15 protein-coding genes are annotated in these 22,108 nt (G+C 63.3%); 3 read left to right on the top strand and 12 right to left on the bottom strand.

The window, feature by feature from the left end; translation table 11 throughout:
* A complete protein-coding gene (locus IB263_RS05325; RefSeq protein ID WP_192437845.1) occupies positions 1-1,293 on the top strand; it encodes an MFS transporter in 1,293 nt (430 codons plus the stop codon).
* An 8-nt stretch (positions 1,294-1,301) separates the two neighbouring features.
* On the opposite strand, the gene IB263_RS05320 is transcribed toward IB263_RS05325, so the two are convergent.
* Positions 1,302-2,240, bottom strand: a complete 939-nt coding sequence (locus IB263_RS05320; protein WP_192437843.1) for a DMT family transporter — start codon at positions 2,238-2,240, stop codon at positions 1,302-1,304.
* 429 nt (positions 2,241-2,669) lie between these two features.
* On the opposite strand from IB263_RS05320, the gene pepN reads away from it, so the two are divergent.
* A complete protein-coding gene (pepN, locus tag IB263_RS05315; RefSeq protein ID WP_060516201.1) occupies positions 2,670-5,318 on the top strand; it encodes an aminopeptidase N in 2,649 nt (882 codons plus the stop codon).
* Between the two features lie 182 nt (positions 5,319-5,500).
* A complete protein-coding gene (locus IB263_RS05310; protein ID WP_192339122.1) occupies positions 5,501-7,828 on the top strand; it encodes a PAS domain-containing sensor histidine kinase in 2,328 nt (775 codons plus the stop codon).
* A gap of 61 nt (positions 7,829-7,889) precedes the next feature.
* On the opposite strand, the gene IB263_RS05305 is transcribed toward IB263_RS05310, so the two are convergent.
* The 11 genes from IB263_RS05305 to feuP form a co-directional block, all read right to left on the bottom strand.
* Positions 7,890-10,844 (bottom strand): bifunctional [glutamine synthetase] adenylyltransferase/[glutamine synthetase]-adenylyl-L-tyrosine phosphorylase, encoded by a 2,955-nt coding sequence (locus IB263_RS05305; RefSeq protein WP_192437841.1) that lies wholly within the window; start codon positions 10,842-10,844, stop codon positions 7,890-7,892.
* A gap of 82 nt (positions 10,845-10,926) precedes the next feature.
* Positions 10,927-12,333: a HAMP domain-containing sensor histidine kinase gene (locus IB263_RS05300; protein WP_034789387.1), complete on the bottom strand. Its 1,407-nt coding sequence runs from the start codon at positions 12,331-12,333 to the stop codon at positions 10,927-10,929.
* Positions 12,330-13,028, bottom strand: coding sequence for a response regulator transcription factor (locus IB263_RS05295; protein ID WP_034789385.1), 699 nt, complete (start codon positions 13,026-13,028; stop codon positions 12,330-12,332). The genes IB263_RS05300 and IB263_RS05295 overlap by 4 nt, the downstream gene beginning before the upstream one ends.
* A 188-nt stretch (positions 13,029-13,216) precedes the next feature.
* Positions 13,217-14,776, bottom strand: coding sequence for a Do family serine endopeptidase (locus IB263_RS05290; RefSeq protein ID WP_060604088.1), 1,560 nt, complete (start codon positions 14,774-14,776; stop codon positions 13,217-13,219).
* A 327-nt stretch (positions 14,777-15,103) separates the two neighbouring features.
* The gene (locus tag IB263_RS05285; protein ID WP_192437839.1) at positions 15,104-15,559 is read right to left on the bottom strand and encodes a cytochrome c-type biogenesis protein; all 456 of its coding nucleotides are present in this window, start codon (positions 15,557-15,559) and stop codon (positions 15,104-15,106) included.
* Positions 15,556-17,544 (bottom strand): heme lyase CcmF/NrfE family subunit, encoded by a 1,989-nt coding sequence (locus tag IB263_RS05280; protein WP_112770397.1) that lies wholly within the window; start codon positions 17,542-17,544, stop codon positions 15,556-15,558. The genes IB263_RS05285 and IB263_RS05280 overlap by 4 nt, the downstream gene beginning before the upstream one ends.
* Positions 17,541-17,993, bottom strand: coding sequence for a cytochrome c maturation protein CcmE (ccmE, locus tag IB263_RS05275; RefSeq protein ID WP_034789366.1), 453 nt, complete (start codon positions 17,991-17,993; stop codon positions 17,541-17,543). Before ccmE ends, IB263_RS05280 begins: the two co-directional genes overlap by 4 nt.
* Entirely contained in the window at positions 17,990-19,132 is a 1,143-nt protein-coding gene (ccmI, locus tag IB263_RS05270; RefSeq protein ID WP_192437837.1) for a c-type cytochrome biogenesis protein CcmI, read from the bottom strand. The genes ccmE and ccmI overlap by 4 nt, the downstream gene beginning before the upstream one ends.
* Positions 19,133-19,262: 130 nt before the next feature.
* The gene (locus IB263_RS05265; RefSeq protein ID WP_034789364.1) at positions 19,263-19,703 is read right to left on the bottom strand and encodes a membrane protein; all 441 of its coding nucleotides are present in this window, start codon (positions 19,701-19,703) and stop codon (positions 19,263-19,265) included.
* 237 nt (positions 19,704-19,940) lie between these two features.
* Complete coding sequence (locus IB263_RS05260; RefSeq protein ID WP_034789363.1) at positions 19,941-21,326, bottom strand: HAMP domain-containing sensor histidine kinase; 1,386 nt, start codon at positions 21,324-21,326, stop codon at positions 19,941-19,943.
* The gene (gene feuP, locus IB263_RS05255; protein ID WP_034789361.1) at positions 21,316-21,987 is read right to left on the bottom strand and encodes a two-component system response regulator FeuP; all 672 of its coding nucleotides are present in this window, start codon (positions 21,985-21,987) and stop codon (positions 21,316-21,318) included. The genes IB263_RS05260 and feuP overlap by 11 nt, the downstream gene beginning before the upstream one ends.
* Between the last annotated feature and the right edge of the window lie 121 nt (positions 21,988-22,108).

Here is a 22,108-nt window from a genome sequence, read left to right as displayed (position 1 = left end):
ATGCTGGCCAGCCTCGCTTCCGTCTTCAGCCTGATGGTGTCGACCCTGCTCATGATGGTCGGCTTCGGCCTGCAGAGCTATGTGATCCCCGTGCGTTCCGTCGCCGAGAACTGGTCGACGCTGACGGTCTCGGTGATCGCCACCGGCTATACGGTCGGCTTCACCCTTTCCTGCGTCGTCACGCCGAAATTCGTGCTGCGTGTCGGCCATGTGCGCGTCTTCACCGCGCTGATCACGCTGCTCTCCATCGCTATCCTGCTCTGCGGCCTGATCGTCGATTGGCGCCTCTGGATTGTGTTCCGTGCCATTGCCGGCTTTGCCATCTCCGGCAGCTATCTCGTCATCGAGAGCTGGCTCAATGAGCGCGTCACCAACGAGAACCGCGGCCTGCTCTTTTCGCTCTACCTGATCACGACGATGGTCGGCACGATCGGCGGGCAGTACATGGTGCCGCTCGGCGACCCGACCAACACGTCGCTGTTCATGCTCTGCAGCGTGCTGTTCTCGCTGGCGCTATTGCCGACGGCGCTCTCCTCCTCCCCGATGCCGGCGCCACCGGCACAGGCGAAGTTCGATATCCCCACCCTCTTCCGCCGCTCGCCTGTCGCCGTCGTCGGCGGTTTTCTCGCCGGCGCGCTCTCCGGCGCCTGGCTGAACCTCGGCGGTGTCTTCACCCAGAAGATCGGACTTTCGACGGCGGAAGGCGCGACACTGCTCGCCTCGCTATTGACCGGCAGCGCCCTCTCGCAAATCCCGATCGGACGTCTCTCCGACAAGATCGACCGGCGCATCGTCATGGTTGGCTGCGGCATCGTCGGCGTCATCTCGTGCCTGGTGATGTCGGCATCGATCGGCAGCCAGCCCGCCGTTCTCTACATCATCGCCGCTTTCGTCGGATCGGTGCTCTTCCCGATCTACGCACTGAACGTCGCCCATGCCAACGATCTCGCCAAACCCAACGAGTATGTCGAAACATCCTCGGGCCTGATGATCACCTACGGGCTCGGCACGATTTCCGGCCCGCTGATGGTCGGTCCGGTCATGGATCGTTTCGGCCCGGCGGCGCTGTTTCTCGTCCTTGCCGTCTACTTCGCGCTCTATGGCGGCTATGCAGCCTGGCGCATTCTGCGGCGCGAGCAGCACAAGGGGCTCGTCGTCAAGACCGACTTCCAGGCAACGAGCGTCATGCCGACGCCCGGCCCTGACGTGACGAGCCCGGCTGCCCAGCAGGCGGCACAGGAACCGCTGATCGACGACGATACGGTTCCGGCCTGGGAAAACCCGCGGCCGTAGGCCGTGGCTCAGCCCTGCGGCGTCACATGCTTGCGAGCGCCCCGGCGCTCGAGGCCAAGCCGATGCTCACGGAAAATGATGAAGATGCCTGCACCGACGACGATGGCCGTGCCGACGAGCATGGCGGCCGTCGGGATATCGTTGAACAGGAAGTAGCCGATGATCAGGCCGAGCACGATCGAGGTATACTCAAATGGTGCGATCGTCGACATGTCGGCGTGGCGATAGCTCTCGGTCAAAAGGATCTGGGCGACACCGCCACAGAAACCGGCGACCATCAGCAACAGGAAGGCCTCGCGCGAGATCGACGGCCAGCCGAAGGGCAAGGTCGCCAGCGAGAAGACCGAGGCTGACAGCGAGAAATAGAGCACGATCGTGTGGGTGCGCTCATTCTTGACGAGTTTTCGTACCAGCACCATGGCAACTGCGCCCAGGGCCGCCGAAACCAGCACAGCAGCAGCGCCCAGCGCCTCCAGCGAACCGAAGCCGCCTTCGCGAAAAAGGGTCAGCCGTGGCCAGGTGATGATCATCACGCCGACCAGCCCGACGACAACGGCCGACCAACGGTAGAGCCGCACCGACTCGCCTAGAAAAATCGCGGCGAAGGCGACGGCGATCAGCGGCATGGCATAGCCGATGGCGATGGCTTCAGGCAGCGGCAGGTGCACGAGGCCGTAAAAACCGAAGCTCATTGCGAGAATGCCGACGAAGCCGCGAGCGATATGGCCGGTAAAATCTTCGGTCTTGAAGGCGTCGCGCAGCTGTCCGCGGAAGGCGAGATAGCCGAGGATCGGCACCATGGCGAAGGCCGAGCGGTAGAAGGTGATCTGGCCGGTGGCGATCTCGTTTCCGGCCGCCTTGATCAGCGTCGACATGCAAACGAAAATGACGACGGAAAGGACCTTGAGCAGGATCCCCTTCATCGGGCTTTCGACTTCCGCATCCATTGAGGGCACTTTTCGAACAGCCTTGACCGGCGATCAGCTGGCACGCGGGCTGGTTTGGAGATTTTTCAGCGGAGAGCACCGCTGCAGGACCGGGCCACCTTAGCGACGCTTTTCTCGAAAGTCGGATCAAACTTCGTGATGAATGACGTTTTTTCTTGATCGATTAACCTTCGACAGTAGGGCGGCCGGCTTTTCTTTAGCTGCGCCGAAAAAAACCTTCCCAATTCATGTCTTGTTAGTCCCACTTCGATACACATCGGTCCTATAAGGGAGCGGGAAGAATAACGGGCGCCATGTCTTTTCTGTCGGAAGTGCGGTCGCCGGCATCACAATCGTGTGGCACAGCCCAGCTTTTCGCCCCTTGGCCTTTTCACCATCACAGGCACCCTCTACAAATTCTCCAGTAGAACGGTGCAAGCGGGACTGACCATGCGGACAAATACTGGCCAGATCATTCATCTGGAAGACTACCGGCCGACCGACTTCGTTCTGGAGAGAGTGGATCTGACCTTCGAGCTCGATCCGAAGGAGACCAAGGTCGAGGCCCGGCTGATCTTCCATCGCCGCGAAGGTGTCGACAGTGCCGCGCCGCTCGTGCTTGATGGCGACGAGTTGACCATGACCGGCCTATTGCTGGACCAGGAAGAACTCGCCGCAACGCTCTACGATGTCGCCGACGATACGCTGACGATCCGCGGCCTGCCCGAAACCGCCCCGTTCGAAATCACCATCACCACCCTGCTTTCGCCCGAGACCAATACGCAGCTGATGGGGCTCTACCGCACCAACGGCGTCTACAGCACCCAGTGCGAGGCCGAAGGCTTCCGCCGCATCACCTATTTCCCCGATCGTCCCGATGTACTCGCCGTCTACACGGTCAACATCATCGCCGACAAGGCGTCCTCTCCCCTCCTGCTTTCGAACGGCAACTATCTCGGCGGCGCCGACATGGGCGACGGGCGTCACTTCGCCGCCTGGTTCGATCCGCATCCGAAGCCGAGCTATCTCTTTGCGCTGGTCGCCGGCGACCTCGGCGTGGTCGAGGATACGTTCACAACGATGTCCGGCCGCGACGTTGCGCTGAAGATCTATGTCGAACACGGCAAGGAGCCTCGCGCCTCCTATGCCATGGATGCGCTCAAGCGCTCGATGAAGTGGGACGAAGAGGCCTTTGGTCGCGAATACGACCTCGACATCTTCATGATCGTCGCCGTCTCCGACTTCAACATGGGCGCCATGGAGAACAAGGGCCTCAACATCTTCAACGACAAATACGTGCTTGCGGACCCGGAAACGGCGACCGATGCGGACTACGCCAACATCGAGGCGATCATCGCGCACGAATACTTCCACAACTGGACCGGCAACCGCATCACCTGCCGCGACTGGTTCCAGCTCTGCCTGAAGGAAGGCCTGACGGTCTACCGCGACCACGAGTTCTCCGCCGACATGCGCTCGCGCGCGGTCAAGCGCATCGCCGAAGTGCGGCATCTGAAGTCGGAACAGTTCCCGGAGGATGCAGGTCCCCTCGCCCATCCGGTGCGCCCGACGAAATACCGCGAAATCAACAACTTCTACACGACGACCGTCTACGAAAAGGGATCGGAAGTCACCCGCATGATTGCGACCATCCTCGGCCGCGATCTGTTCAAGAAGGGTATGGATCTCTATTTCGACCGGCACGACGGCCAGGCGGTGACGATCGAGGATTTCGTCGCCTGCTTCGAGGCGGCAAGCGGTCGGGATCTGCGCCAGTTCGCGCTCTGGTATCACCAGGCCGGAACGCCGCTGGTCACCGCTTCGGGCGCCTATGACGCGACCAAGCAGACCTTCACCCTGTCGCTCGAACAGACCGTGCCGCCCACGCCCGGACAGAGCGCCAAGGAAGCGATGCACATTCCGCTGAAGATGGGTCTGCTGCTCGAAGACGGCAGCGAAGCCGCCCTTGCCGCTGTTTCCGGCGCCGACATGACCGACGATGTCCTGCATCTGACGGAGCGCAATCAGACGGTGGTCTTCTCGGGCATCCCGTCGCGCCCGGTTCCGTCGTTCAACCGCAGCTTCTCCGCGCCGATCAACCTGCATATCGAGCAGAATGCCGACGATCTGGCGCTGATCGCGCATCACGAAAGCGACCTCTTTGCCCGCTGGCAGGCGCTCAACGCCATCGCGCTTGGCAATCTCGTCGAGGCGACGGCGAATGTCCGCGCCGGCAAGCCGGTCACCTCGGACAAGGCCCTGATCGACGGCCTGATCCGGGCCGCCGCCGACAACAGCCTGGAGCCGGCCTTCCGTTCGCAGGCGCTGGCCTTGCCGAGCGAATCCGATATCGCACGCGAGATCGGCACCAACAACGATCCGGACGCGATCCACGCGGCCCGCCAGCAGATCCTGACAGCGGTTGCGGCCGCCGGGCGCGACACGTTCCTCAAACTCTCCGACGAACTCGTCTCCAGCGGCGGGTTCAGCCCGGATGCGGCAAGCGCCGGCAGGCGGGCACTGCGCAACAGCGCGCTCACCTACCTCGTTCAGGCCGATGAAGGGCCCGAGCGTGCCGCGAAGGCCTTTGCGGCCGCCAACAACATGACCGATCTCAGCCATGCGCTGGCGCTGCTGGCGCACCGCTTCCCGGATTCGGCCGAGGCGACAGACGCGCTTGCAACATTCCGCAAGCGTTTCGCCGACAACGCGCTCGTCATCGACAAGTGGTTCGCCGTGCAGGCGACGATCCCGGGCGCTGGAACGCTCGATCGCATCAAGGCGCTGATGAACGAGCCACTGTTCAACGGCAACAATCCGAACCGCGTACGCTCGCTGGTGGGCACCTATGCCTTCGCCAACCCAACCGGGTTCAACCGCGCCGACGGAGAAGGCTACCGCTTCCTCGCGCGCCAGATCCTCGACATCGACCCGCGCAATCCGCAGCTTGCGGCCCGCATCCTGACCTCCATGCGCTCCTGGCGTTCGCTGGAGGACAAGCGTGCCGGGCATGCCCGCAAGGCGCTGAAAGAGATCGCCGGCGCGTCGAAACTTTCGGCCGATGTCGGCGACATCGTCGAGCGCATGCTTAAGGCCTGAGCATCGCCAACGCCTGATTTTCCTGGGGCCGGGCCACCAAGGTGGCCCGGCCTATTATTTTCCAACGATAAGAAATGGTTAACAAATCTTTACCAGTGCCTCTGGACAAGGCGAATCGCCCTGTGATTCATTGAGTCAGATTCGGGCGAGCGGCGCGCCGAATCATCAGAGGGTTTAGACAATTGGGAAAGATGGCGGACGCGCGACCAGCGAGCGCAGCCGACGGGCGGTTGCGACTCACGCTTCCAGGCGTTACCGGCCTGGAGCAGGAGTTTATCTCGCAGGCGAAGATCTTTGCCGGGCCGGCTTCACGCCGCCTGGCAAACGCGGAGCCCGTTCTCAAGCGCTCCATCCCGATCCTGATCATTGCATTCCTGATCATCGTTGCGGTTTCGCGCATGTCCAGCATCATGGGCGAGCATGCCCGCATGGAGGAAAGTTCGCGCCAGACCGTTGGCCTTGCGGCGGCGATCGCCGTCGCCGCCTTCCAGACGGACGGCGGCGCGCTGTTCGATGAGGGCCGTCGTGCCGAGGCGGAGCAACGCTTCAGCCAGTTTCTGCCGACCGGCATGCTCGATCCAGGCACATTCATCCTCGCGGTGCGCAAGGACGGGCGGATCTTTGCAAGCACGGAAGGCGGTGGACCGCTCATCGGCCGCACGCTCGCTGCGGCCGCGCCCGACATCGCGACGCTGCAATATTTCGGCGAACATTCGAGCGTCATGAAGACGGCGATCGCAGGCGCCGACCACATCGTGGCGCTGGCGCAGCTGCCCGATGCGGCTGGCGTCGTGCTGGCGGCAACGCCGGTCACCCAGCTCGAAACGACCTGGCGAGACGAGGTTTCGCTGAACGTCACGCTGTTTGCCGGCATCTCGGCGATCCTGCTGATGGTGCTTTACGCCTACTACATCCAGGCCAAGCGCGCCCGCGATGCCGATTCGGTCTTTGCGGAATCGAACCTGCGGGTCGAGACGGCGCTCTCGCGCGGGCGTTGCGGCCTCTGGGATTTCGACCTTGCCAACCGTCGGCTGTTCTGGTCGCGCTCGATGTACGAGATGCTCGGCATGCCCGGTGAAAGCAGCGTGCTCTCCTTCGGCGACGCCGCAAGACTGATGCATCCGGATGATCACGGCATCTACAGCGTGGCCCGCACGATCGCGCGCGGCGACGCGCGCCAGATCGACCAGGTGTTCCGCATGCGGCATGCGGACGGTCACTATGTGTGGCTACGGGCCCGCGCCGAGATCATCCGCACGGCCTCGGGCCGGGCGCATCTGATCGGCATCGCCATGGATGTGACCGAACAGCATCGTCTTGCGCAGCGCTATGCAGAGGCCGACCAGCGGCTCGCCGACGCCATCGAATGTACCTCCGAAGCCTTCGTACTCTGGGACAAGCACGACCGCCTCGTCATGTGCAACACCCACTTCCAGGAGGCCTACAAGCTTCCGGATCACGTCCTGGTGCCCGGCACCGAACGCATAGCCGTGCATACGGCGGCAGCACGGCCGGTGGTCGAGCGGCGGATCGCCGACCCGGATCACAGCAACCAATCGCAGACGAGCGAAGTCCAGCTTGCGGACGAGCGCTGGCTGCAGATCAACGAGCGGCGCACACGCGACGGCGGCCTTGTCTCCGTCGGCACCGACATCACGCTTCTGAAGCGGCACCAGGTGCGCCTGCGCGAATCCGAGCGGCGGCTGATGGCGACGATCGGCGACCTCTCGGCCTCGCGCATGACGCTGGAGCGGCAGAAGACCGAGCTCTCGGTCGCCAATTCGAACTATCAGGCGGAGAAGGACCGTGCGGAGGCGGCCAACCGCGCTAAGTCCGAGTTCCTGGCAAACATGTCACATGAGCTGCGCACGCCGCTCAACGCCATCCTCGGCTTCTCGGAAATCCTGCAGAACCAGATGTTCGGGCCCCTCGGCTCCGAGAAGTACAACGAGTATTCACGCGACATCCATGAGAGCGGCAAGCATCTCTTGAACGTCATCAACGACATCCTGGACATGTCGAAGATCGAGGCCGGGCACATGCGCATCAGCCGGGAGACGATCGACCTTGCGCCATTGATCGAGGAGACGCTGCGCTTCACCACCATACCGGCGGAGCAGAAGAACATTCACGTCGTGCAGCAGATCTCGTCGGGCCTCACCATGGTCGCCGATCGCCGCGCCATGAAGCAGGTGCTGCTCAACCTGCTTTCGAACGCGGTCAAGTTCACCAATGAGGGCGGGCGGATTTCGCTTCGGGCACGCAAGGTGACGGGCGCGGTGACGCTCACGATCGCCGATTCCGGCATCGGCATTCCGCGCGACGCATTGCAGAAGATCGGTCAGCCCTTCGAACAGGTGCAGAGCCAGTACGCCAAGAGCAAGGGCGGATCCGGCCTCGGGCTCGCGATCTCGCGCTCACTCACCCGCCTGCACGGCGGCAGCATGAGAATACACTCGACCGAGAATGTCGGGACCATCATCTCGGTCAGGATTCCGGACCGCACCTAAAGCAGCGACCCAAGCAGCGCGCGGACGTGCGCGCGCCTCCGGCTTTCCCCGCTACCCTCCCTCACCCTGAAACGACCGATTGGAAGACACGGCGCACGGCTTTGGAGAGCCTGCGAACGTCCCCCTCCAAGGTTTTCAGGTCCGGATAATCCCCTGCCCGGCAGACGAGATCGATCAGGCCCGCCGGCGCTTCCTTCGGCTCGAACTCGCCCTCGATGCAGAGCCGCACGATCTGGGACAATTCAGTGAAAAGATGCAGCGCTTCCAGCGCAACATCGAGATCGTTCGGGTTCATCAGCGCATCACCAAGCAGCTTCAACGCGTCGGCGGTGTTGGTGCCTGATGTCAGCGGCTGAACGCCCTTGGCCGGCGCTACGAGCGCCAGATACTGGGTGATGAACTCGATATCGACGAGACCGCCCGGGATCAGCTTGAAGTCCCAGATGTCGCTCGGCGGTTTCTCGCTATCGATCATCTCGCGCATGGAGATCACGTCGGCGCTGACTTTGGAAACATCGCGCTTGCGCTCGAGGATCTCGGCGAAGATCCCGTTGGCCTCGGCCATCAGCCGGTCATCGCCGCAGATGCAGCGCGCCCGGGTCAGAGCCAGATGCTCCCACGTCCAGGCCTCTTCGCGCTGATACTTAGCAAAGGCGTTGATCCTGGTTGCGACCGGCCCCTTGTTGCCGGAGGGACGAAGCCGCATATCGACCTCGTAGAGAATGCCTTCCGCCGTCGGCGCGGAAAGTGCGGCGATCAGGCGCTGCGTCACCCGCGTAAAGTATCGCGTCGGATCAAGCGGCTTGGCGCCGTCGGACTCGGTTGCCGTCTCGTCGTAATCGTAGAGCAGGATCAGATCGACGTCGGATCCCGCGGTCAGCTCGTGGCTGCCGAGCTTGCCCATGCCGACAACGGCGATACGGCCTCCAGGGAAATCGCCGTGAACGGAGCGAACTTCATCCTCAACCGCCTTTACCGCCGCGGCGATGATGAGGTCGGCAAGATCGGTAAAGGCGCGGCCGGCTTGTGCGCCCGAGATCGCGCCGGTCAGGAGCCGAATGCCGATCAGGAAACGCTGCTCGGCGGCTATGATCCTCAGGCGATCGAGCACCTCCTCATAATGGCGAGCACCGCCGACGAAGTTGGCGATGCGTGGCGCCAGATACTCCCGCGTCGGCAGTTCGGCGAGCAGGCCGGGATCGAGCATGCCGTCGAAGACATGCGGGCGCGCGGCAATGATTTCGGCAAGCCTTGGGGCCGACGACATGACATTGACGATCAGCGACAGGAGGCCCGGATTGTTGCCGAGCAGAGAAAACAGCTGAATGCCGGCAGGCAGGCCGGAGATGAAATTGTCGAAACGCAGCAGCGCTTCGTCGGCGCGGCGGCTTTCGCCAAAAACCCGCAGCAGCTCCGGCGTCAGCTCTGTCAGCCGCTCGCGCGCCTCCACCGACTGTGTCGCGCGGTAGCGGCCATAGTGCCAGGTGCGGATCGTGTGGGAGATGTCCGACGGCCGCTGGAAGCCGAGTTTCTTCAGCGTCTCCAGCGTGTCCGGGTCGTCGCGCTGGCCAGTGAAGACGAGGTTGCCGGTCTCGGTCGAGAGCTTAGCTTCCTGTTCGAAAAGCTGAGCGTAGCGACGCTCGACGGTCTTCAGCACGCGCGAGAGGGCCTTGGAAAAGGCGGCTGTATCCTCGAAGCCGAGCATATAGGCGATGCGCTTCAGTTCCGCTTCGGTCTCGGGCAGGACATGCGTCTGCTCGTCGCGCACCATCTGGATCCGGTGCTCGACATCGCGCAGGAACCAATAGGCTTCGACGAGTTCGTCAGCCGTCTCTTCGTCGATCCAGCCGGCCTTGACGAGCGCCCGCAGCATAGGCTCCGTCGCGCGCTGGCGCAGGTCCGGCATGCGGCCACCAGCAATCAGCTGCTGGGTCTGGACGAAGAACTCGATCTCGCGGATGCCGCCGCGGCCGAGCTTGATGTTGTGGCCCTTGACCGCGATCTCGCCGTGCCCCTTGTGGGCATGGATCTGGCGCTTGATCGAATGAATGTCGGCGATCGCCGCATAGTCGAGATACTTGCGGAAGACGAAGGGGACCAGGTCCTTGAGGAAGTGCTCGCCAGCCTCGATGTCGCCGGCGACCGGCCGCGCCTTGATGAAGGCGGCGCGCTCCCAGTTCTGCCCCCTGCCCTCGTAGTAGAGCATCGCCGCTTCGACCGGGATCGCCAGCGGCGTCGAGCCCGGATCCGGGCGCAGGCGCAGGTCGGTTCGGAAGACGTATCCGTCGCCGCTGCGCTCCTGCAGGATGCGGATCAGGCGGCGCAACAGCCGGCCGAAAGTTTCCGAGGCATCGTCGCGATCGACGATGATGCCGGATTGCGGATCGTAGAAGACAACGAGGTCAATATCGGAGGAATAGTTGAGCTCGAAGGCGCCGAGCTTGCCCATGCCGAGCACGACGACGCCGGAACCGGCGCTCGGGTTTGCGGCATCCTTGACCTTCAACTTGCCGCTCTCATGCGCGCTCAGGAGCAGGTGATCGATCGTCGCCGACACGGCCGCACCGGCGAATTCGCTGAGCCAACGGGTGGTCTCGCGCCCGTCGAAATGGCGGGAGAGATCGGCGAGAGCGACGGCGAAGGCAAGTTCGCGCTTGGCCCTTCTGAGCCGCGCCATGATCTCGGCATCCGGCAACGCCGCGCCGCCTTCATTCGGCTTCCAGGCCTCGCGGGCGCCGCGCACGCGCTCGCTCAGGAAAGTCGTGAGATCGGTCGAGAGAAGCTCTTCGAGAATGGCGGGGCGACTGTCGCCGGTGTCACGAAGAAAAGGCGAAAGGGCAAAGGCCGAGACGATGAAGGTCTTGAACTGCGTTTCGGACGCAAGCAGGCTTGCGACCTTTTCATGGCCCTTGGCCATATCCTTCAAGACCGAAAGCGCTGTCTTGGCATCGGCTTGTGTCGCCGGACGGATCGGCGTCGTCTCGATCGCCCAGCACTGCTGCACCTGTTCCTGCATGCCGTCTCCCTCTGGCCGGAGCGGACGGCGCGGAACAACTGCGCGCTGCCTCACTCCACCTCGTTCTCCCAAAACCGGTCTATCAGGTTGCAGTCATCGGGAAAACCATCTGAACCGTCAGCCCCTTGGCGCCATCTTCGGCGGAAGGAACCGTGTCGGCGAGATGCAGCGCGCCGTGATGCATTTCCATGACGGCCTCGACCAGCGACAGGCCAAGGCCGGTGCCAGGCTTGGACCGGCTCTCATCCAGGCGAACGAAACGCTTGATCACCTCGTCGCGCATCGCTGCGGGGATGCCCGATCCATGATCGGCAACCGACAGCAACACATTCCCCTCGCGCTTTTCGAGCGAGACTTTGATCAGAGGGTTCCCGGCGCCATCAGCATACTTGACCGCGTTGTCGATGAGGTTGCCGAGGGCCTGGCCGACCAGTTCGCGGTTGCCTGAAATCACGAGATCCTGGGCGATCTCGGCTTCAAGTTTCAGACCGCCATCTTCGGCCACCGGTTCGTAGAGCTCGACGCAATCGGCGACGATCTGCGAAAGGTCGATGTCGCTCATCTCGGCGACGGACGAGCCGGCCTCGACGCGCGAAATCATCAGAAGCGCATTGAAGGTGCGGATCAACTGATCGGATTCGCCGATGATCTCCTCGAGCGCACCGCGCTGGCTCGTGCCCTTGCGGGAAAGTGCGGCTTCCGCCTTGTTGCGCAGCCGCGTCAGCGGCGTCTTCAGATCGTGAGCGATGTTGTCGGAGACCTGCCGCAGCCCTTCGTTCAGCTTCTCGATGCGGCTGAGCATGGCGTTCAGTGATTCCGACAGCCGGTCGAACTCGTCGCCGGAGCCGCTCATCGGCAGACGCTGCGACAGATCGCCGGCCATGATCTTGGTGCTGGCCTCCGACATGCGGTCGATGCGCTTCAAGGCGTTGCGGCCGATGCCGAACCAGATGACGAGGGCGCCAAGCCCCATGACGCCGAGCGCCACCATCAGCGCCTGGCGCACAAGGGCGCGGAACTTCTGCGGCTCCTGCAGGTCGCGGCCAACAAGAATGCGCAGACCATTGTCGAGCACCAGCACATGGGCAAGCGCCACGTGGGTGTCCTTCTTGCTCTCGTCCGTATAGCGCTGATAGGCGAAGGGACGTTCGGTCCAGCCTTCGCTGTCGAGCAGGCCCGGCTCCAGGCTCGCGACGTTGCCGGCGAGGATTTCGCCGCTCGGTCCCGCAATCACGTAGAGATTGGCTCCCGGCTGGCGTGCCCGCCGCTCGAGCGAGCGCAACAGGCCGTTCATGCCGGCGCGGCTATAGACCTGCTCGATCTGCGCCACCTCGGCGGTGACCGCGTCACGGGTCTGCTGCTGCAGCAGCCGCTCCGACATGCCGGTGACGTAGAAGACGAGAAAGGCAGCACAGAGAGAAAAAAGAATGAGGTAGAGGGCGGAAAGCCGGACTGCGGTCGTTCTGAAGAGAACGCGAAGCTTGCTCATGCGGACGCCCGGTCATCCTTGATCATGTAGCCGGCACCGCGCACCGTGCGCAGCAGCGGCACATCGAAATCCTTCTCGATCTTCGAGCGCAACCGCGAGACATGCACGTCGATGACGTTGGTCTGCGGGTCGAAGTGGTAGTCCCAGACGTTTTCCAGCAGCATGGTGCGGGTGACGACCTGGCCGGCGTTCTTCATGAGATATTCGAGCAGGCGGAATTCGCGCGGCTGCAGGGGAATTTCCTTTCCCTGCCGGCGCACGGAATGCGAAAGGCGGTCGAGTTCCAGATCGCCGACGCGGTAAACCATGTCCTGATCCGGCGTGCCCTTGCGGCGCCCAAGCACCTCGACACGGGCGAGCAACTCATTGAAGGCGTAGGGTTTCGGCAGATAATCGTCGCCGCCGGCGCGTAAACCCGTGACCCGGTCATCCACCTGGCCGAGCGCCGACAGGATCAGCACCGGCGTGTGGATGTCCTTGCGCCGAAGCTCGGTGATGACAGAGAGACCGTCTCGACGCGGCAGCATGCGGTCCACCACGAGAACGTCGTAATTGTTCTCGCTGGCCATGAACAGGCCGCTCTCGCCATCGCTGGCGTGATCGGACACGATGCCCGCCTCGCGGAAGGCTTTCGCCAGATAGGCTGCCGCCTCGAGATCGTCTTCAATGATGAGAATCTTCATACGCGCGACCATAGTCCCGGACCCCTGTCTGTCTCAACCGGTTTCGACTTTCGACAACCGGGTTGGCGAGTGCTCTCGTGAGGGAAAGCGGGATGGGGGCGGAGAACCGCACACACCTTTTCACATCCCGCTCCAAACGGCGAGCGCCGCGACATCACTTGGAAATCGCGGCGCTCCGGTCAATCATCTGACTGCCGCGATCAGCCCTTGTCGATCGGAAGGGCCACGAAGCGGCTGCCGTTGTCGGCCTCGATCTGGAAGAGCGCCTTGCTACGGCCGTCCTTCTTGGCAGTGTTGATGACCTTCAGGATGTCGTCGGCGGACTTCACCTCCTGATTGTTCACCGAGACGATCTTTTCGCCCTGCTTCAGGCCGCGATCGCTCGCATCAGAGTCTTCGTCGACCGAGGCGATGGTGACGCCCTTGCCATCATCAGACGGCACGACAGAGACGCCAAGGTCGGCCAGTGCCTGCTCGCTCGACGGCTGGGCTTCTTCGGACTGGTCGTCCTGGCTCTTGGCAGCGTCCTTGTCGTCCTTGGGCAGCGTGCCGATTTCGAGCTTGACGGTTTCCGCCTTGCCGTCGCGCCACAGGGCCAGATCGACCGTGGTGCCCGGGCGGATTGCGGCAACCTTGCGGGCAAGGTCACGCGGATCCTTGACCGTGTCGCCGTTCAACGCGGTTACGACGTCACCCTTCTTGATGCCGGCCTTTTCACCCGGCGAGCCGGTCTGCGGTTCGACGACGAGCGCGCCGCTTGCTTCCGAAAGGCCGAGCGATTCGGCGATGTCCTTGGTAACGGGCTGGATCTGCACGCCGAGCCAGCCGCGGGAAACCGAGCCGTCCTTGATCAGGTCGGCGACGACATCCTTGGCAACGGTCGACGGGATGGCAAAGGCGATACCGACGTTGCCGCCGCCCCTCGGCGAGAATATCGCGGTATTGATGCCGACGACTTCACCGGAGAGGTTGAAGGTCGGGCCGCCCGAGTTGCCGCGGTTCACCGCCGCATCAACCTGCAGGTAATCGTCATAGGGGCCGGAGCCGATATCGCGGCCACGCGCCGAAACGATGCCGGAGGTCACTGTGCCGCCGAGACCGAACGGGTTGCCGACGGCAACGACCCAGTCACCGACGCGGACCTTGCTGTCATCGGCCCAGCCGACATAGGTGAACTTGCGCTTGTCATCGACCTTGAGCACGGCGAGATCCGTGCGGCTATCCTTGCCGACCAGCTTGGCATCGAGTTCGGTGCCGTCGTTGAGGATGACCGTGAAGGCCGAACCGTCGGAAACGACGTGGTTGTTGGTGACGAGGTAGCCGTCTTCGGAGATGAAGAAGCCGGAGCCCTGAGCGGTCGGACGCAGGCGGCCCTCGCCATGCGGACCACGGCGGTTGGGGCCGCGGTCGGCACGGTCATCGCCGCGCGGACCGAATTCCTTGAAGAAGCGCTTCAGCGGGTGATCGTCGGGCAGATCGTCGAAGCCGCGACCGTTGAAATCGAAGCTGAAGTCGCCGCCATCTTCGGCCACCGGGTTGACGCGCGACTGGACGCGCACCGAAACGACGGCCGGCGAAACGGCATCAACGACATTGGCAAAGCTCGGCACCGACGGCGCTTCCACCTTCACCGGATCGGCAAAGGATTGCGAGATGCTTGCCGGCAGACCCGAGGTCAGCATGACGGCGGCAAGGCCGGCGATGGTCGAGGTCTTCAGAACGGTCTTGAGGGAGGGACGCAGGGATTTGGTCGTAAACATCCGTTTTGCCTTTTCTCTTCCTAGATGCCATCGGAGACGGCACCGAAACCTGGTTGCGAAGCCGCCTCAGGGAAGGCGGAATTCGTTTTGGCTGACTGGAGGAACAGCCGATGACGAAAGATGTAACGGATGGGACCTTACTGAGTTCTGTCCGGAAAATGAATTTTTGGTAATGTTGTGAAGAGCTGACCCGGGCTCGGCCAAAGGCCTGCCGGGAACTGCGCGTTGGCGCGAACGGCATTGCCCGCCACCGGCAGGGATCTCAAGCAATATCAAGAGATTAGTGCTGAAGCCGGTCCAACGAATGCGCGTTCGGCGAGCGCTGCATTAAGGCTGAAGCAGCTTCTTCAGCTTTTCCTTCTCGTCCTCGGAAAGCGGCGTCCCTTTTGGCTGGGTGCCGCGACGGCGAGAGGCGATGACGAGGGTAATCGTCCCGACGAGAAGCAGGGTCGCCGGCATGCCCCAGAGGATCAGGGTCTTCGTCTCGAAGCGCGGCTTCAGCAGTACGAATTCGCCATAGCGGGACACGACGTAATCGATGACGGCCTTGTCGCTGTCGCCGTTCGCCAGCCGCTCGCGTACAAGCACGCGCAGGTCCTTGGCAAGCTCGGCGTTGGAATCGTCGATCGACTGGTTCTGGCAGACCATGCAGCGCAGCTCCGCCGAGATCGCCCGCGCCCGCGCTTCGAGCGCGGGATCGGCAAGCACTTCATCCGGGTTGACGGCAAAGGCCGAGCCGACAGGCGCGAGCAACAGCAGGAGTGCCAGGAGCAGACGGTTCATTCCGCAGCTCCCACCGGCACCGCCTTCGGTCGCTTGGCCTTGGCCGGCGCGCCGACGCGCAGGCGGCGGTCGCTCAAGGAGACGAAACCACCCGCCATCATGAACAGGGTACCGCCCCAGATGCACAGGATCATCGGCTTCCACCAGATGCGCACGACGATGCCGCCTTCGCTGATCTGATCGCCGAGCGAGACGTAGAGTTGGCTCAAGCCGAAGGTGCGAATGCCCGCCTCGGTCGTCGGCATGCGGCGCGCCTGGTAGAGACGCTTCGAAGACCAGACGTCGTCAATCGCAACGCCACCGCGGCTGATGGTGAAGTGGCCGGACTCCTCGGAATAGTTCGGGCCGCTGCCATTGCGCATGCCGTCGAAGCGCAGGGTGTAGCCACCGGCATCCACCGTCATGCCGGGCTTCATCTCGACCACGGTTTCGGTCTCGAAGGCCGTGACGGCGACGATGCCGATCAGGGTGACGCCGAGGCCGATATGCGCAAGCGCCGTGCCGAAAGCCGAACGCGGCAGGCCGGAGAAGCGCCGCCAGACGACGTTGCCTGCGACCTTGCCGAGGCCGGAGCGCAGCGCCAGGTCCGTCAACGAACCGACAATCACGTAGACGCCAAGGGCAATGCCGAAGAGCGCCAGAACCGGGCCGCCATTCATGAAGTAATAATAGGTGACGCCGAAGAGCAGGCCGATGGCAACCGCTGCGAAGAGCCGCTGCGAAACGCCAGCAAGGTCGCCGCGCTTCCAGGCAAGCAGCGGGCCGAAAGGCACCGCAAAGAGCAGCGGCAGCATCAACAGGCCGAAGGTCATGTTGAAGAAGGGCGGCCCGACGGAGATCTTGTCGCCGGTCAGCGCTTCGAGCACCAACGGATAGAGCGTGCCGGTCAGGACCGTCGCGGTCGCCGTCGTCAGGATGAGATTGTTGAAGACCAGCGCACCCTCACGCGAGATCGGCGCGAAGATGCCGCCGGCTTTCAGGTGCGAGGCGCGCAGGGCGAAGAGCGTGAACGCACCGCCGATGAAGAAGACGAGAATGGCGAGGATGAAGATGCCGCGCGTCGGGTCGGTAGCGAAGGCGTGGACCGAAGTCAGGACACCCGAACGCACGAGGAAGGTGCCGAGCAGCGACAGCGAGAAGGTCATGATCGCAAGCAGCACGGTCCAGATCTTCAGCGCCTCGCGCTTTTCCATGACGAGCGCCGAGTGCAAAAGCGCCGTCCCCGCGAGCCACGGCATGAAGGAGGCGTTTTCGACCGGGTCCCAGAACCACCAGCCACCCCAGCCGAGCTCGTAATAGGCCCAGTACGAACCCATGGAGATCCCGGCGGTGAGGAAGGTCCAGGCGGCAAGCGTCCAGGGACGGACCCAGCGAGCCCAGGCGGCGTCGATGCGGCCCTCGATCAAGGCCGCGATGGCAAAGGAGAAGCAGACCGAAAAACCGACATAGCCGAGGTAGAGCAACGGCGGATGAATGGCGAGGCCGACGTCCTGCAGGATCGGGTTCAGGTCCTTGCCCTCGCCCGGCGCGGGCATCAGCCGAGCGAACGGATTGGACGTCAGCAGGATGAAGAGCGCGAAGGCCATCGCGATCCAGGCCTGCACTGCGAGCACGTTGGCTTTCAGGGTTTCCGGCAGGTTGCGCCCGAAAGCGGCAACCAGCGCCGAGAAAAACGTCAGGATCAACAGCCACAGCAGCATCGAGCCTTCATGGTTCCCCCAGACGCCCGAGATCTTGTAGATTAGCGGCTTCAGCGAATGGGAGTTTTCCCAGACGTTGCGGACCGAGAAATCCGAGGTCACATAGGCGAAGGTGAGGACGGCAAAAGCGAAAGCGACGAGCAGAAAGCAGGCGACGGCGGCGCTGGATGCGAGTTCCATCAGGCCGCGATCGTTCAATCGTGCGCCAAGGATCGGTAAGGCGGCCTGAATGACCGCCGTCGCCAACGCCAGAACCAGAGCGTAGTGTCCGAGCTCGATGATCACTTGATGGTTTCCTTCCCGCTGAGCTCGACGCCCTGCGCCTTCAAACGGTCGGCGACATCCTTGGGCATATAGGTCTCGTCATGCTTGGCGAGAACGGAATCGGCCACGAAGACCGAGCTTCCGGCAACGAAGGTTCCCTCCGTCACCACGCCCTGCCCTTCGCGGAACAGGTCAGGCAGGATGCCGGTATAGGTGACCGGCACGCCGCTCAGCGTATCGGTGACGGTGAAGGTCACCGTCTTGCCGTCGCCGCGCTTGACGGAGCCGGTTTCGACGACACCGCCGAGGCGGATGCGGGTTCCCGGCGGTACGTTGGCCTTTTCGAGGTCGCTCGGCACATAGAAATAGGCGATCGCCTGGCTGAAGGCGAACATCACGAGGAAGGCTGCAAGCACCAGGAAGCCGACACCGCCGCCGATGATCGCCAGTCTTTTTTGTTTGCGCGTCATTGCGTTACTCCGTCGGTGGCAATCCCGAGCTCACGCGCCAGCGCCAGCAGCTGCTTGCCGCCGTCGCCATCGGCCGGGAAGGTTTTCAGGCCTTCCCTTAGCGCGGCCAGTGCCTTGTCTCGTTGATTAAGGACAACATGGGAGCGGATCAGACGCGCCCAGCCTTCGAGATTATCCGGATTTTCCTTCAGCCGGCTTTCGAGGCTGCCGACCATGCCCCGGATCATTTCCTGGCGATCGCCGGCGCTCATGCTTTCGGCGGCGGCCACGTCATCGGCACTTGGATTGCCGGGCGCTGCAGCGCTGGTGGCGCCGGCGCCCCCCAGTTCTGCCACGTGCTGCTTGACGAGCGGCAGCCAGGGCGCGTCGGCGGGTGATGTCGCGACCAGTCGGTTGAAGGCAGTCAGCGCTTCCGCGCTCTTGCCTTCCTGCTTGAGGCCGAGGGCAAGATAGAATTCCGAGCGCGGGTCATTGGGATCGAGCGTCAGCGCCTGCTTCAGCGCGTCCTGCGCCTTGCTCGTCACGACGCCGTCGGACTGCACGACCATCGCCTCGGCATAGCCGCCGAGACGTGCCGGCGTCGGGCCAAGCAGGCGGATCGCCCGGTCATAGGCATCGACCGCATCTTCGACACGGCCGTTGCGCATGTAGATCGGCGCAAGCAGGTCCCAGCCGGCGCCATCATTCGGGTTTACCGCCAGATGATTCTCAGCCTTGGCAATCAGGATGTTGATGTCGCCATTGGGATCGGCCAGGCGTGCGGCCAGCGGCTGCGCCGGCATGCCCGGGCTGCCCGTCAGCAAGTAAAGACAGAGGCCGACGGCCGGAAGACAGAGAAGCACGAAGGCCTGGGCCAGGCGGCTGACACCGCGGCGCGGCGCGGCAGCCGCAATCGCCTCACTGTCGCTCTCGCCAGCAGCCAGCAGCCGGCGCGCAACTTCGGCGCGCGCAAGCTCGGCGTCGTCGCCGCCGATCAGGCCGCTATCCTGGTCCCGCTTCAACTCTTCGAGCTGGTCGCGATAGACCTCGACATCATGGCTGTGGGGAGACGACGGGGCTTCCCCCGCCCGCAGCAGCGGAAGGATGAGCACGACAGCGACAGCCGCCGTCAGAGTGGCGACGAGGATCCAGAACAACATGGAAGCTCAATACTATGGCCCCCATGCCATTCCAACTCGAAAACCCCTTATGACGGAGATTTGAGGCGTTTCGCCGCAACGGCGGCTCGATCCGCCTGAGCACATCCGGGAGAGCCCGGCCGGCTACGCCTTAGGTCAGCGGTGTCCAGCTGCCGTCCGGGTTGCGGCAGGCAGCACCCCGCGCCGTCTTCGGCTGTCCCTTGACGGTAACCGTGTGGCTATACTGGCGGCAGTTCTGCGACCCGACCTGATAGGGAGCGGCTGCAACGACCGAACCGTTGACGCCGCGCCCGTCCCAGGTCACCGGCTGCCCACCGGGGGCCGCTTCAAGTGCGCGGTACTCCGCTTCCAGAGCACGCTGACGGTCGGATGTCCCGATGTCGAGATCGGTGAGACGCGCGATCACCCCACCCTGGAGTGCCGCGATGTAATTGGTCGAGGTCGCACCACGCGTTGCCGTCGAGCCGAGGCCGGCGGCCGCGCCCTTGCTGCCCGTCGTGCCGCATCCGGCAAGCGCGACGGCCGAGGCGATCACAACGATCCTGCCGCCGACGACAATAGCCCGTGTCATTTCTGCCTGGTTCCTCATGATCCGCGACACTCAATCATCCTATCCGAAGCCGCATTCTTAAGCTCGTTCCATTCGAGCACGATGACGACTAGTCCTTGATTTTCTTTTGGCATTCCCCGCGTGCCGAGGCAACGGCGAGCCCTGCGGGTGTGACATTTTCAAGCACGGGTGTGACCCCTAAATCACGATGGATTCGCAAGCGAGCGACGCCGGACCCGCGCATTTCCTCATCACCCTCTAAACGGCCGCCGGCAAAACCAGTTCCGCACGCAACCCTCCCTCGTCCCGTCGCGACAGGGTGATGGTGCCCTGATACTCCCGGACGATCTCGCTGACGATCGAAAGACCGAGCCCGGTTCCGGGCTTGCTTTCGTCGAGCCGCTTGCCGCGCTTCATCGCCACTGCGATCTGGTCGGGATTGAGCCCCGGCCCGTCGTCGTCGATGTCGAGAACGATCCACTGCCGGCCGGGCTCCTTGGCATGAACCTCGCTCGGTGCCGGCCTGACATTCAGCCACACCTCGCCACGGGCGTGGCGGGCGGCATTTTCGAGCAGGTTGCCAACGGTCTCCTCGACGTCCTGCAGCTCCATGGCAAGAACCAGTCCCGGCGGGTTGATCGACAGATGGACCTGCTTTTCCGGATTGAGCTTGCGCATGACGCGCACGAGGCGTTCGAGCGCCGGCTGCGCTTCGGTCCGCGCCAGCACGGACTCGCGCTGCGCCGCAATCCGGGCGCGGCTCAGATAGGATTGAACCTGGGTCTGCATTGCATCGACCTGAGTGCGCACCAACTCGCCATGCGATGCCTCGAGCACCCGGGCCTCGTTGAGCAGGACCGCGATCGGTGTCTTCAGCGAATGGGCAAGATTGCCGACCTGCATGCGGGCGCGCTCGACGATGCGGCGGTTGCTGTCTATCAGGGCATTGACCTCGTTGGCGAGCGGCTGGATCTCACGCGGGAAAGCGCCGTCCAACCGTTCGCTTTCGCCGGCACGGATCTTTTCCATCGAGCGCCGGACCTCATCGAGCGGCCTCAGGCCGAAGAGAATGGTGAGCGCGTTCACGCCGAGCCCGCCCAGACCGAAGATGGAGAGCGCGATCGTCAGGTTGCGAGTGAAGCGGTTGATATCGGCCTCGAGCACGTCGCGGTTGCCCGCCACGCGAAAGCGCGCCGTATGGCCCTGGATGTCGAGAACGACCTCGGTCTCGGAGACCTCGACCTCGTTCCCGAAGGGATCCTTGGTGGTGTAGAAGCGGACATAGCCGGTATCGAACGGCACCTCGTCGACGCTGGCGATCGGTAGCTTGCCGTTGCCGAGCGAGGTCGAGATCAGGGGCGGCGTATCGAACTCACCGATCGGATCGACGATCCAGTACCAGCCGGTCTGCGGCTGCGAAAACCGGAGGTCGCCAAGTTGCGGGCTGCCCGACAGCACCGTCCTCTCGTTGACGGAGATCGAGTTGACGACGTTGAAGAGCTGGGCGCGCAGCAGGTCTTTGAAACCGCGCTCGGAGCCCTGGCGATAAAGCTCGGAAATCACCACGCCGATCACGACGAGAGCCACCACCGCCCAGACGGTGGAGACCACCAGAACGCGTGCGGTGAGCGATCTAATTGCCATTGCCCGGCGCTTGCATTCGGTATCCGAGACCGCGCACCGTTTCGATCAGATCGTTGCCGATCTTCTTGCGCAGCCGGCCGATGAACACTTCGATCGTATTGGAATCGCGATCGAAATCCTGATCGTACATATGCTCGACCAATTCTGTGCGCGAAACGACCTGGCCCATGTGGTGCATGAGATAGGAGAGCAGCCGGAACTCGTGCGACGTCAGCTTCAATGCGACGCCATCGACCGTTGCCTTGGAACCCTTGGTGTCGAGGCGGACCGGGCCGCAGACGATCTCCGAGCTCGCATGGCCGGCGGCGCGCCGGATCAGGGCGCGGATGCGGGCAAGAACTTCTTCGACGTGGAAGGGCTTGGCAACATAGTCGTCGGCGCCGGCATCGATGCCGGCCACCTTGTCGCTCCAGCGATCACGCGCAGTCAGGATCAGAACCGGCATGGTCTTGCCGTCGCCGCGCCATTTCTCAAGGACCGTGATGCCGTCCATTTCCGGCAGGCCGATGTCGAGGATCACGGCATCATAGGGCTCGGCGTCGCCGAGATAGTGCCCCTCCTCGCCATCATAGGCCTGGTCAACGACGTAGCCGGCCTCCTTCAGCACCTCGGCGAGCTGCCGGTTCAGGTTGGCGTCGTCCTCGACAATCAGAATGCGCATCCGTCTTTACTTCCTCTCGCGGCCATCCTGCTGCATGCTTCGCCAAATCTGGCTGATTTAAGGATAAGAACATGCAGCCATTCAAAGTGCTACAGCGACCTTCGTACGCCTGATACGGCAC

This window comes from Ensifer sp. ENS03, assembly GCF_014852035.1.
Lineage (GTDB): Bacteria > Pseudomonadota > Alphaproteobacteria > Rhizobiales > Rhizobiaceae > Ensifer > Ensifer adhaerens.
Note: the sequence above shows the minus strand (reverse complement) of the source record. Positions and strands in the feature narration are given on the sequence as shown.